Source organism: Roseateles sp. (assembly GCF_036486225.1).
Taxonomy (GTDB): domain Bacteria; phylum Pseudomonadota; class Gammaproteobacteria; order Burkholderiales; family Burkholderiaceae_C; genus Roseateles.
The window spans coordinates 1-11,270 of record NZ_DASVNZ010000151.1 but is presented as its reverse complement, the minus strand read 5'-3'; the positions used below and the strand labels follow the sequence as shown (position 1 = coordinate 11,270).

The 11,270-nt window shown below is 67.2% G+C and carries 14 protein-coding genes; 8 read left to right on the top strand and 6 right to left on the bottom strand.

Features of this window, described 5'->3' with window-relative positions:
- On the bottom strand, nucleotides 1-1,154 hold a 1,154-nt coding region (locus VF536_RS10550), incomplete at its 3' end, for a hypothetical protein (RefSeq protein ID WP_331614803.1).
- A 262-nt stretch (nucleotides 1,155-1,416) separates the two neighbouring features.
- On the opposite strand from VF536_RS10550, the gene VF536_RS10545 reads away from it, so the two are divergent.
- Together VF536_RS10545 and VF536_RS10540 are read left to right on the top strand one after the other, a co-directional pair.
- A complete protein-coding gene (locus VF536_RS10545) occupies nucleotides 1,417-2,940 on the top strand; it encodes a Fic family protein (RefSeq protein ID WP_331614802.1) in 1,524 nt (507 codons plus the stop codon).
- Entirely contained in the window at nucleotides 2,940-3,431 is a 492-nt protein-coding gene (locus VF536_RS10540) for a hypothetical protein (protein ID WP_331614801.1), read from the top strand. Before VF536_RS10545 ends, VF536_RS10540 begins: the two co-directional genes overlap by 1 nt.
- Nucleotides 3,432-3,440: 9 nt before the next feature.
- Here VF536_RS10540 and VF536_RS10535 read toward each other — a convergent pair whose 3' ends face one another.
- Both VF536_RS10535 and VF536_RS10530 read right to left on the bottom strand, forming a co-directional pair.
- On the bottom strand, nucleotides 3,441-4,424 hold the full coding sequence (locus tag VF536_RS10535) for a tripartite tricarboxylate transporter substrate binding protein (RefSeq protein WP_331614800.1): 984 nt from the start codon (nucleotides 4,422-4,424) through the stop codon (nucleotides 3,441-3,443).
- Between the two features lie 103 nt (nucleotides 4,425-4,527).
- A complete protein-coding gene (locus VF536_RS10530; RefSeq protein WP_331614799.1) occupies nucleotides 4,528-5,478 on the bottom strand; it encodes a GlxA family transcriptional regulator in 951 nt (316 codons plus the stop codon).
- 356 nt (nucleotides 5,479-5,834) lie between these two features.
- Here VF536_RS10530 and VF536_RS10525 point away from each other — a divergent pair, with 356 nt between their 5' ends.
- From VF536_RS10525 to VF536_RS10515, 3 genes are all read left to right on the top strand, one after another.
- Complete coding sequence (locus VF536_RS10525; RefSeq protein WP_331614798.1) at nucleotides 5,835-6,110, top strand: DUF3817 domain-containing protein; 276 nt, start codon at nucleotides 5,835-5,837, stop codon at nucleotides 6,108-6,110.
- A complete protein-coding gene (locus tag VF536_RS10520; RefSeq protein WP_331614804.1) occupies nucleotides 6,110-6,535 on the top strand; it encodes a CopD family protein in 426 nt (141 codons plus the stop codon). Before VF536_RS10525 ends, VF536_RS10520 begins: the two co-directional genes overlap by 1 nt.
- 70 nt (nucleotides 6,536-6,605) lie before the next feature.
- Complete coding sequence (locus tag VF536_RS10515) at nucleotides 6,606-7,064, top strand: hypothetical protein (RefSeq protein WP_331614797.1); 459 nt, start codon at nucleotides 6,606-6,608, stop codon at nucleotides 7,062-7,064.
- Nucleotides 7,065-7,086: 22 nt separating this feature from the next.
- On the opposite strand, the gene VF536_RS10510 is transcribed toward VF536_RS10515, so the two are convergent.
- Complete coding sequence (locus VF536_RS10510; RefSeq protein WP_331614796.1) at nucleotides 7,087-7,860, bottom strand: class II aldolase/adducin family protein; 774 nt, start codon at nucleotides 7,858-7,860, stop codon at nucleotides 7,087-7,089.
- A gap of 382 nt (nucleotides 7,861-8,242) precedes the next feature.
- On the opposite strand from VF536_RS10510, the gene VF536_RS10505 reads away from it, so the two are divergent.
- The 3 genes from VF536_RS10505 (at nucleotide 8,243) to VF536_RS10495 (ending at nucleotide 9,972) form a co-directional block, all read left to right on the top strand.
- Nucleotides 8,243-8,440, top strand: coding sequence for a hypothetical protein (locus tag VF536_RS10505; RefSeq protein WP_331614795.1), 198 nt, complete (start codon nucleotides 8,243-8,245; stop codon nucleotides 8,438-8,440).
- 80 nt (nucleotides 8,441-8,520) lie between these two features.
- Nucleotides 8,521-9,045 (top strand): hypothetical protein, encoded by a 525-nt coding sequence (locus tag VF536_RS10500; RefSeq protein WP_331614794.1) that lies wholly within the window; start codon nucleotides 8,521-8,523, stop codon nucleotides 9,043-9,045.
- Between the two features lie 27 nt (nucleotides 9,046-9,072).
- Nucleotides 9,073-9,972: a LysR family transcriptional regulator gene (locus VF536_RS10495; protein WP_331614793.1), complete on the top strand. Its 900-nt coding sequence runs from the start codon at nucleotides 9,073-9,075 to the stop codon at nucleotides 9,970-9,972.
- Here the strand turns inward: VF536_RS10495 and VF536_RS10490 are convergent.
- On the bottom strand, nucleotides 9,965-10,957 hold the full coding sequence (locus VF536_RS10490) for an alpha/beta hydrolase (RefSeq protein WP_331614792.1): 993 nt from the start codon (nucleotides 10,955-10,957) through the stop codon (nucleotides 9,965-9,967). The two genes, VF536_RS10495 and VF536_RS10490, sit on opposite strands and share 8 nt — an antisense overlap.
- A gap of 10 nt (nucleotides 10,958-10,967) precedes the next feature.
- Nucleotides 10,968-11,270 (bottom strand): alpha/beta fold hydrolase (locus tag VF536_RS10485; protein ID WP_331614791.1); only part of this gene is annotated, 303 nt, incomplete at its 5' end.

The following is an 11,270-nucleotide window of genomic DNA, read 5'->3' as shown; positions in this document are numbered from 1 at the left end:
TACTCGCCGGGCTCTCGGTCCGAGAAGTTGCGCACCACGGCGACCATGTCCGCCTTGCCGCAGCGCGCGCACTGGACGACGTTGACACCTTCGGTGAAGCGCGCGTCGACCAGTTTCTGGAAGTCGCGCATCGCTGGGTCGAACCACGCTGTCGCCTGCGCGTCGGTCTGGTAGCGCAGGCCGACCGTGCGCCCCGCGTCCCGGATCACCGCGCTCTGCGCGTCGAACCCCGGGGCACTGAGCAGGGCGCGAGGTTCCGGCTTGCCGGTCTGGAAATCGAAACGGGTGAGCACCTCATAGCGTTGCGCGCCTTCGAGCCGTTTCACGAAGAGGCGGCCGGTGTCGTCCACCGCGACGGGCACGAAGGGCAGACCCAGCAGGTCGCCGCGCGTGAGTTCGGTCCAGGTCTTCTCGCCCGGTCCGCGCCAGTGGGCGACCTGCACGTTTTCCTGTTCGGTGATCACGAGGCGGGCCTCGCCATGGCTGTCGAAGAGGAAGCGCACGGCGCCTCGCGGTTCGTCGAAGGTCGCCGGCAGCGCGCGGCCGGTGTCGACGTTCAGCCAGAACGGGGTGTAGGCGCTGCGGTTGTTGGAGCGGTTGAGGCCGAACTTGCCGACGAGCACCCGATTGCCCGGTTCGCCCTCATGGGGGAAGGGCACGGTGAGGAGCCGATGATTCCAGGTCATCGCGCCGCCGAAGGCCTTGCGCTCGCCTTCGGTCTCGTGCTCGCGCTGGACCAGTTGCCGGACGCCGGAGCCATCCGCGGCGACCGAGAACAATCCGCTGGCTTGGTAGTGCGTCCCGGAGGCAATGCGCCTATCGGTAGCGGAGAAGACGATCTTGTCGTCATTGACCCAGTAGAAGTCGCCGACATCGTCGTTGGCGAACTGCACCACGCGGCGGGCCTCGATCCTGGCGCCCAGTTCGAACACGTACAACCCGACGCGCAAGCCGGGGCCGCCCGGCGCCGCGACGGCCAGGCGCCTGCCGTTCGGCGAGAGCTTGGCTTCATTGAGCTCGGCGTTCTTGAAGAACACCTCGGGCGGCACGGAGGCCGGCGCAGGCGCCGGCTGGGCGTGCGTGATGCCATGCAGTGCGGCCAGCGCGAGGGCGAGCGACAGCGCGCAGCGGCGCGCAAGGGAAATCGGTGTCATCGGTGGCTCCCTGTTCCGCCAAACCGCGCAGGCGGCCTGGGATGGTCTTTTCTTGGCGGGGGATGCTAGCTGCGCCCCAAGGGGCGATGTCTGGGGGATGTCCCGGAGCGGACAGCCCCCTTCTGGAGGACCGATCTCCCTTCGCTTCCGTCGCAATACCTGCGAAAGGTGGGCACTCGGCACCATTGATTTTTCTCAAGGACGCAGGTCTGTCTACCCCGGCAGGATCAGTGATTCGACGAATGAAAATCTCCCACAGATCATGAATCCAGATAAATTTCTTCCCTTCGAGGAAGAAAAAATGATCGGCAACGACGTCGGATACGGTTTTCTGATCGCCAGGTTGAACCTGGCGACGGTCCCTTTGGACCGACCGGCCCGCGTCGCGCGAGTCAAGGTCATCACGCGGCAATTGCAGCAGCTGGGAATTCCTGCATCCGTGGCTCCGCGCACCGAAGAGCCCATCGAGCACCTGCTCTTCGCGCTCCGGCACGAAGGCGTGAAACTGCATGTGGCGATGCCCGCGCTGCGTCGCATCACGGCCGAAGCCGTCGGCGACACATTCGTGAAAGCACCGACCAGCCGATTCGCGCGCCTGGCCTGCTATCTCTGGGAGATCGCCAACGAGCAGCAGTTGGGCGGCTTGCCGCCGGCCAGCGGCAAGTTCGAGAAGGTCTTCGACGAGACCGAACACCTGACCGATCGGCGACAACGCAACCTGCGTTGGCGGATCGACTTCAACGGCATCGGTTCGCCGCGTTATTGCGTGAGCGTCCGCCGCAGTCCGATCATCCAGTCGCTGCTGCAGGAAGACCTGCTGGCCCAGGTGGCGGCGTTCACGTCCTCACTCGATCAAGACCTGTTGAGCCGCGCGCTCCACTGGGCCTATCTCAGCGAGACCGACAGCTCCTACGCGATCGAGCGGGAGCACCCGACCCAGGAGCGCTCGGAGTTCTTCGTCAAGTTGCTGTCGCGTGCCCATGATCGAGAAGACATCTCGGAAGACTATCTGGTCTCGCTGCAGAACTTGATGGTCACCAACCCGCTCAACAGGGCCTTCGGATTCCGGGCGACACAGAATCGATTGAGGAACGACTCGCGAGGCGCGCTCGGTGTCACCTACTTGCCACCGCCGCCCGACGGATTGCCCGCCATCATGGAGTCCGTCATGGCGATCGGCAATGAGATCGACGGACCTTTGGATCCGCTGGTCCGCGCGAGCATCGTGAAGTTCGCCTTTGTCTTTGCGCATCCGTTCCTGGACGGCAATGGGCGCGTCTCGCGTTTCCTGTTCCACAAGGTCGCCTGCTCGGATCCGCGCCTCACCAACGGCTTTGTGTTTCCCGTCTCCACGGCGATGTCGCGCAACGAAGCGGACTACCTCCGGGCGCTTCATTCGTTCGCCCGGCTGCTGCGCCAGTTGTGGGACGTGAAGATGATCGGCGAGAACGACTTCGACGAGCGGTTCAAGGGTGAGTCGGACGCGTATCGATACTGGGATGCCACCGCCTGCGTGGAGTTCTGTCTGCGCATGGCGCAGGAGGCACTGCACAAGGACCTCTACGAGGAAAGCGAATTCCTCAAGCGCTTCGACGCGATCTATCGCGCCGTCAATCGCGAGGTCGACTTGAGCAACAACGACATGGTGCTGCTCGTCCGATCGATCGCGACGCACGGATCCTTGTCCCGCAACCGCTATCGACAACTGGTGGCGAAAGGAAACCCACCTGCCCTGATCGACGCCGCCGTGCAGGTGGCCGCGGAGGCCATGGGCACAATCCAGTGATGAACTCCTCCGCCCTTGCGTCGATCGATCTGCGTCCCCCAATCAGCTCTCTCGTGATCGGCGCGCTCAGCGCGGCGTTCTTCTTCTGGCTCGCCGCGGTGTCTTTCACAACCGGCAAGCACCCGGCGGCGACGCTCGGCACCACGCTGTGCTTCGTCGCGCTCGGGCTGATGGCGCTGCCCATGGTCGCCGACTACTTCTTCGCCCGGCATCGGCTGTCCGACGACGCGATCGACTTCGGCCGCCGCTTCGGCGGGCGCGGCACGATGCGCTGGGCCGATGTGCGGCTGGTCCGCTTCTCGCCGACGATGAAGTGGTTCGTGCTCGAGGATCAGGCGCGGACGCGGGCCCGCGTGTCGACGGCCCTCGCCGGTCTGCCGGAGTTCGCGAGACTCGTGCTCGCCCACGTGCCACCCGAAGCCATCGACAAGAAGACGCACAAGCTGCTCGTCGATGCCAGCCTCGGCCGGCGACCGCGTGTGTGGCTCTGAGCGGCCGGCTCAATCCGCCGTGATCCCCCGCTCCTTCACCAGCTTGGCCCACTGCGGCAGTTCCTTCTCCAGCCGCGCGCGCGCCTGCGCCGCGGTCGACGGCGTGGCCTCGAAGCCCTCCTTCGCCATCCGGTCCTTGACCGCCTGCGCGCTGAGCACCGCGTGCAGCGTGGCGTTCAGCTTGTCGATGACGGGCCGCGGCGTCGCGGCCGGCGCGAAGACCATGAACCAGGTCTCGAAGGAATAACCGGGGACGCCGGCCTCGGCGATCGTCGGCACATCGGGCATCAGCGGCGAACGCTTCGGGCCGGTCACGCCCAGCGCGCGCAGCTTGCCCGATTGCACATGCCCCTGCGCCGCCGACAGCACCGGGAAGGACATCTCCACCTGGCCGCCGATCGTGTCGCTCAGGGCGGGACCGCCGCCGCGATACGGGATGTGGACGATGCTCACGCCCGCCACCGCCTTGAACAGCTCCGCCGACATGTGGAAGGTGCTGCCCGTGCCGGCCGAGGCGTAGGAGAGCTTGCCGGGACGGCTCCTGGCCAGCGCGATCAGTTCCTTGACCGTCTTCGCCGGCACCTGCTCGTTGACGACGAGCACGTGCTGCGAGCTCGCGACCATGCCGATGGGCGCCAGGTCCTTGAGCGTGTCGTAGGGCATCTTCGGCGTGAGCGCCGGGTTGATCGCGAGCGAGACCGTCTGCAGGCCGATGGTGTAGCCGTCGCCGGCGGCCTTCGCGACCTCGGCCACGCCGACGTTGCCGCCCGCGCCCGCCTTGTTCTCGACCACCAGCGGCTTGCCGAGGGCCTTGCCCCATTCGTCCGAGATCAGCCGCGCGACGATGTCGGCGCTGCCGCCGGGCGCGTAGGGCACGATCAGGCGCACGGGCCGGTCCGGGTAGGTCTGCGCGAATGCGGCGACCGGCAGCAGCGTCGCGGCCAGCGCCGCCGCGCCTGCCACGCCTGAGGCGATCAGGGATCTGCGAATCATCTTGTCTCCTGTGAAGCCCCGGTCGTCCGCCGGGGTCGCTCCATGCTAGGCGCGAGTCCGGCTTCCGGAATGTCGACCCGGATCATTCTTTCGTTCCTGGAGGTTATGAAACGCGCCCTTTCCCGAAGCTCTTCCCGAAGCTCTTTCGATAGGCGCTCGGACTGACGCCGGCAATCCGCTGGAACTGGCCGCGGAAGTTCGCCGCCGATCCGAGGCCGACGGCCTCGACGATCTGCTCGATGCTCGAGGAGCCGGTCTCGAGCAGCTCCTGCGCGCGACGCACCCGCGCGTGGATCAGCCACTGCACCGGCGCGAGGCCGAACTGCGCCTGGAATCGACGATGCAGCGTGCGCGGGCTGACGCAGCCCTGGCTCGCGAGTTCATCCATCGAGATCGGGCGGTGCAACTGCCGCAGCGCCCAGGCGATGACGGGCTGCAGGTCGCGGTCAGGCGGCAGGTCGGCGGGCTGGATGAACTGCGCCTGCCCGCCCTCGCGCTGCAGCGGAACGACCGACAGGCGCGCCATGCGGGCCGCGACGGCCGTGCCGTGGTCCTGACGCACCATGTGCAGGCAGAGGTCGATGCCGGCCGCCGCGCCGGCGGAGGTGAGGATCTGCCCGTTGTCGACGAAAAGCACCGAGGGGTCGAGGTCGACGTCAGGGTGGAGCTGAGCCATCAGCGGCGCGGCCGCCCAGTGCGTCGTGGCGCGTTGGCCGTCGAGCAGCCCGGCCTGCGCGAGCACGAACGCGCCTGTGCAGATCGACGCGATCCGGGCGCCGCGTTCATGCGCCGCGAGCAGCGCGCGTTTGACGGCCGGGCTGATCGGCGCCTCCGGCGATTCGATGCCGGGCACGACGATGGTGTGTGCGTTCTTCAGTGTCGCGAGGCGGCGCTTCACGCCGATGGTGAAGCCGCCGGTGTCGATCTCGTCCTGCTCGGCGCAGACGGTGACCGTGTAGCCCTTGCGTCCGTCGTCGAGCACGGTGCGGCCGAACACCTCGCCGGCAATCGTCAGGTCGAAGGGCACCACGCCGGGCAGAACGAGCACGGCCACCTGGCGTTGGCCCTCACCCCCCGCCCTCTCCCGCGCCGCGGGAGAGGGAGTTCGGAGCGACGGGCGAGCAGATCGGGAGGCGGGCATGGGGAGGAACTCCGGACGCGGGGCATGGCGTTTCCGCATTCTGCCGCGCTTGGCTGGAAACAGTCGAATGAAGTCGATTCAGCCACTTTCCGCAAAGGCAGCGGATCGGAAGAATCCACCGGGCTTGCCCTCATTCCCTCGCGTTCCCTTGCCTTCCCGCGCGTTCTCTCGCGTTCCCTTTCGTTCCCACGGAGTTCACGTTGCCTCATCCATCGCCCCCGCCCCCTTCCCTTCAACCTTCCCTGCCCCCTCGCCGCCCTCGCCTCCTGATGCTCAGCCGCCTGTGCTTGCTGGAGGCATTCACACTGCTGGCGCTCGTGCTGATCGCGGTGCCGCTGAAGCACTTGGCGGGTCTCCCGATCGTGGTGTCGGTGATGGGCCCGGTGCACGGCATGGCCTTCCTGCTCTTCTGCTGGCAGCTCGCGCAGGCCGCGGCGGAGCGCGCCGTCGACGGATCGACTGCGTGGCGGCTGCTGCTGGCCGCGTTCATTCCGCTGGGCGGCTTCTACAGCTGGCGCATGCTGCGTCGTGGAGCGGCGACGTGATGTATCTCTGGCTCAAGGGGCTGCACCTCGCGGTCGTGCTGACCTGGGTGGGCGGGCTGGTGCTGCTCGGCGTGACGGCAGCTGCGTTGCGCCCCGCGAAGGAAGCAGTCCTGCTCCCGCACGAGAAGCGTCTCGCGACGGCCATCCTGCGCTGGGATCGCCGCGTCACCACGCCGGCGATGCTGGCCGCCTGGGCCCTGGGCATCGGGCTCGCGAGCTGGGGCGGATGGTTCGGCGCGCTCTGGCTGAGCGCGAAACTGCCGATCGTCGTGGCACTGTCGGGCCTGCACGGCGTGCTGTCGGCGACGCTGCGCCGCCACGTCGAGCAGAGCGAGCGCCCAGCTCCGGCCTGGATCCGGCATGCGCCGGGCATCGCGCTCGGGGGTATCGGCGTCATCGCGCTCCTCGCAACGATCAAACCCTGAGACGGTCGTCGGCGGGCGAAGACAATACCCGCCTCGGGCACCTCCGCCCGAGGGACTTCAGGGGCTACGCATGGCGCAACGGGAGCGCTGGGAAATCATCGAACGATGGGTCTTCGTCACGCTGGGCATCGCGATGGCGTGCGCTTCGCTGTGGCTGCTGGTCGAGCATCGCTCGCAGCCGGGACGGATCGCCGGCGCAATCCTGCTCATCCCCTGCACGTTCTGGGTGTTCTGGCAGCTGTTCCACGAAGACAAGCTCGGCAGCCAGGCGCACGTCGGCGGCGCGGAACGTGCCATGTACCGTGGCTGGCTGTGGGTGCGGCGTGTGGTTCTCGGCGCGGTCTCGCTCGTTCTCGCGGCCGGTGCGATCGCAACGGCGCTCCTCGATGGTCCGCTGGCCGCCTCTGCGGTGCTGGCCGTGTTCGCCGTGGTCGCCGGATGGGTCGCAGCGTACGGCGGCGGACGCGTTCAATCGTTCGGCGATGACGTCGCCGTACATCGCGAACGCGCCAGACGCTACGACAGATAGGTGACTGTCGGGCGCTACCGCCTCACACGTCGAACCCCGGGCACTGCCGGCTTGCCTGCCGCAACAGCGTCGGCCACACGAAGGCGCCGCCCAGACCGCCGGTCTGCACGCGCATCGACTCGGCGGTGCCGCGGATGATCTCGTCGTGCACGGGCGTCAGCTCGACGCCGCCGGCCTGCGCGGCGATCTGGATCTGGCAGGCGCTCTCGAAGGTGTACATCGACAGGAAGGCGTCCCCGATCGTCTTGCCGACGGTCAGCAGCCCGTGGTTGCGCAGGCAGTAGAAGATCTTGTCGCCGAGGTCGTTCTGCAGGCGAGGCTGCTCGTCAGGACGGATCGCGACGCCCTCGTAGTCGTGGTACGCAAGCGAGGCCAGCACGAAGGTCGACTGCTGCGAGATCGGCAGCACCCCGCCCTTCTGCGCCGACACCGCCACGCCGGCGCGCGTGTGGGTGTGCAGCACGCAGCCGACGTCGGGCCGCGCCGCGTGGATCGCGGAATGGATGATGAAGCCGGCCTGGTTGACGGGGAACGGCGTCTCCTGCAGCTTGTTGCCGGATGCGTCGACCTTGATCAGGCTGGAGGCCGTGATCTCGTCGAACATCAGGCCGTAGGGATTGATCAGGAACTCATGCGCGTCGCCGGGCAGCCGCGCGCTGATGTGCGTGAAGATCAGGTCGCTCCAGCCGTAGCGCGCGACCAGGCGGTAGCACGCGGCGAGGTCCACGCGCAGCTGCCATTCGGCGTCGCTGACCTGGCCCTTGAGCGAGGGGATGCGGGCGGTGATGTCGTCCATGGGCGTCTCCAGATCGCGCCGGACCATCGAACGGGCCCAGTCTGCGGCGGATCGTGCTACCGGGCATGCGGTATCGCTGTCGCGTTCAGGACAGCGCAACGGATGCTCAAGCGATGACATTGGCTTTCGCCAACCACCGCTCGTAGGCATTGTTTGCGGCCTTCACGTCCTCCGCCGAATCCGCACTCTCGCCCAATGACATCCATGATCTAGCGAATCTGAGTTCTATCCAGTCGACAACCTTTTTCTCAGAATGGCCCGCGATGTCGCCCCAAGTCGGGGGACCCATGAGCCGTCGAAAAGGCGTCATGGCGCGCGTTCACTTGCAAGACCGCAAGTAACCACCGGCCGAGTGCCTTCGGCCAATCGAGAGAAAGAATCCATGACTGAATTCGAAGGTTTGATCGAACTGAGCAATGAGGAGATCGCTCAAGTCTCGGGCGGCTTCTGGGCGGGCGTCGCCGCCGCGGCGGCCTGGGACGCCATCAAGGGGTTCGGCTCCTGGGCAGGCGACAAGGCCCCGGGCGGCGCTGACGAAGGGACCTGGGAGCGGATCGGCCAATCGCAGATGACCGCATGATGTGAACGGCGCGCCAGCAAGATCACCGACCGCTTGCTGGCGCCTCCCTCGAGGGTCGACAAGTCGTGAGCCTCAACCCCATGAGTACCGATCGAAAGATGAGATCCATCAGGAAACTCGATGTGCAACGCGTCGCTCCGGCCGTCACCGATCCGCTGCTCGTCTACTGCCTGAAGATCACCGCCTTGTCGCTGCTGACAGCAGCAAGCCTTCTGACCATCGCGACGGTCGTCGCGCACATCGCCGGCATTCAGACGTCGCCCGTGCCGCGCATCGGCGTCGAGTTCCGCGATTCGCTGGGCGCGGCTCTTCTGTCGCCGCTGCTGGAATCCCCCCTCGTCTGGGCCACCGGATCGCTGGCCCGCAGCATGACGCAGGCGGTATGGGCTCCCAGTCTGGTGATCGGCCTGATCGCTGGTGTCGCACACGGCGCGATCCATCCAATGTGGTTCTTCGGGCCGGCCGCATCATTCACTGTCTTCGCGTGGGCATGGTTCCGATGGCGAGACGCGGGGCGCTCAAGGCATTTCCTGATCCTTCTCATCCCCCACATGCTCCAGAACATCGCCGTCGTGTCCCTGCAGATCCTCGTCGACCACCTCTGAGCAGGATCCCTGCACGACAATCCCCGCATGGATCAACTGCACTCGATGCGCGTCTTCGTCGCGGTGGCGGAGGTCGGCGGATTTGCCGGCGCGGCGCGCAAGCTCAATCTCTCGCCGGCCACGGTCACGCGCGCGGTCCTCGACCTGGAGGAGCACCTGGGCGCATCGCTCTTCACCCGCACGACCCGGGTGGTGCGACTGACGGATGCGGGCGCCGGCTACCTCGAGGATTGCAAGCAGCTGCTGGGCGACCTCGAGGAGGCGGACGGCGCCGTCGCCAGCGTGCACGGCACGCCGCGCGGCCGCGTCACCATCACCGCGCCGGCGATGTTCGGCAACCTCTACATCGCGCCGGTGGTGACCGACTACCTCAGCCGATTCCCCGAGACCCAGGCGGTGTGCCTGTTCGTCGACCGGGTCGTCAACATGGACGACGAAGCGGTCGACGTGGCCGTGCGGCTCGGCGAGCTGCCCGACTCCTCACTGCAGGCCGTACGCGTCGGCACCATCAGGCGCATCCTGTGCGCCTCGCCAGACTACCTGGAACGACGCGGCACGCCGCAGCATCCCGAGGAACTGGCGCAGCACACCATCATTTCCGCGACCGGCCTGACCCCCACCACGCGCTGGCATTTCGCCGAGCAGGATGAAGCCCGCGTCTACGAGCTTCGCCCCACCATGATGACGACCACCAACGACGCCGCCATCACCGCGGCGGTCAGCGGCCTCGGCATCACGCGCCTGATGTCCTACCAGGTGCGCGAGCCGCTGCGCGACGGTCGCTTGCAGACCATCCTGTCGGCCTACGAATCCGGCCCCGTGCCCATCCACGTGCTGCATCGGCAGGGTCGGCGCCCGACCGCGAAGGTGCGCGCGCGGCTCGCCCTGCTGATCGAGCAGCTGCGCGCCGACCCCTCGCTCACTTGAGCTTGCGCGCCAGGAAGTCGCGCATCAGCGCGCCAATGGTGGCGCCGTCCTCCTCCAGCGCGAAGTGCCCCGTGTCCAGCAGGTGCAGCTCCGCCTTGGGCAGGTCGCGCAGGTAGGGATGCGCGCCGGCGGCCGGGAAGATCTTGTCGTTCTTGCCCCAGACGATCAGCATCGGCGGCTGGTGCTTGCGGAAGTAAGCCTGCCAGCCCGGGTACAGCGACGGGTTGGTGCCGTAGCTGTAGAACAGCTCCAGCTGGATGTCCTTGTTGCCCGGACGGTCCATGTAGGCCTGATCGACGGTCCACGCATCAGGGCTGATGTGGCGCACGTCGCGCACGCCTTCGGTGTACTGCCACTTCGTCGCGGCCAGCTCGAAGGTCGGGCGCAGCTTCTCGCCGTTGGCCGTCGACTTGTCGGCCCAGTAACGCTTCAGCGGCGCCCAGAAGTCGTTGTCGATCCCTTCGTCATAGGCGTTGCCGTTCTGCACGACGATCGCGGTGACGCGCTCTGGATGCGCCGAGGCGATGCGGAAGCCGATCGGCGCGCCGTAGTCCTGCACGTACAGCGCGTACTTCGAGGCGCCCACGGCGACGGTGAACTTGTCCACCACCTTGGCCAGGTTGTCGAAGCTGTACTGGAACTTGTCCATGGCCGGCATGTCGCTCTGCCCGTAGCCCGGATAGTCCGGCGCGATCACGCGGTAGCGGTCCGCCAGTTGCGGGATCAGGTTGCGGAACATCTGCGAGGAGGTCGGGAAGCCGTGCAGGAGCAGCAGCACGGGCGCGTCCTTCGGACCGGCCTCGCGATAGAAGACCTTCACGCCGTCGATGACGACGGTGCGGTACTGGATGTCGACGCCGGCGGGCGCGCGGACAGCGCTTTCGGTGGCGGCAGGCGCCGCGACGGCGACCTGTGCGGGGAATTGCGCCGCAACGGACACGGCGAAGGCGGCGCCAATGGCGCGGATGAGGCGGGAGGTGTTCATGGTGAGGGTCTCAGCGGTGGGTGGAAGGAGCGCCGTCGTTGCGGTCGGCACGGGAATCGAAGGCACGGCGATTCGCCTGCATGTACTCATCCGTCAGCCGCGCGACGTCGTCGAGCCGCGTGTCCATGACGAAGTGGCCGCCGTCGAGGATCTCGACGCGCGCCTGCGGCAGGTCGCGCTTGAACGCCTGGGCGCCGGGCACGGTGAAGGCGGTGTCGTACCTGCCCCAGACCACCAGCGTCGGCGGCTGGTGGGCACGCAGCCACTGCTGCCATTCGGTGTAGCTCGCGAGGTTGGTCCGGTAGTCGTAGAT

Coding starts and splice junctions, on each gene's coding strand:
- VF536_RS10535 (WP_331614800.1), bottom strand. CDS start 4,424: ATGATTCGCAGATCCCTGATCGCCTCAGGCGTGGCAGGCGCGGCGGCG.
- VF536_RS10500 (WP_331614794.1), top strand. CDS start 8,521: ATGAGTACCGATCGAAAGATGAGATCCATCAGGAAACTCGATGTGCAA.
- VF536_RS10495 (WP_331614793.1), top strand. CDS start 9,073: ATGGATCAACTGCACTCGATGCGCGTCTTCGTCGCGGTGGCGGAGGTC.
- VF536_RS10505 (WP_331614795.1), top strand. CDS start 8,243: ATGACTGAATTCGAAGGTTTGATCGAACTGAGCAATGAGGAGATCGCT.
- VF536_RS10515 (WP_331614797.1), top strand. CDS start 6,606: ATGGCGCAACGGGAGCGCTGGGAAATCATCGAACGATGGGTCTTCGTC.
- VF536_RS10490 (WP_331614792.1), bottom strand. CDS start 10,957: ATGAACACCTCCCGCCTCATCCGCGCCATTGGCGCCGCCTTCGCCGTG.
- VF536_RS10525 (WP_331614798.1), top strand. CDS start 5,835: ATGCTCAGCCGCCTGTGCTTGCTGGAGGCATTCACACTGCTGGCGCTC.
- VF536_RS10510 (WP_331614796.1), bottom strand. CDS start 7,860: ATGGACGACATCACCGCCCGCATCCCCTCGCTCAAGGGCCAGGTCAGC.
- VF536_RS10520 (WP_331614804.1), top strand. CDS start 6,110: ATGTATCTCTGGCTCAAGGGGCTGCACCTCGCGGTCGTGCTGACCTGG.
- VF536_RS10545 (WP_331614802.1), top strand. CDS start 1,417: ATGAATCCAGATAAATTTCTTCCCTTCGAGGAAGAAAAAATGATCGGC.
- VF536_RS10540 (WP_331614801.1), top strand. CDS start 2,940: ATGAACTCCTCCGCCCTTGCGTCGATCGATCTGCGTCCCCCAATCAGC.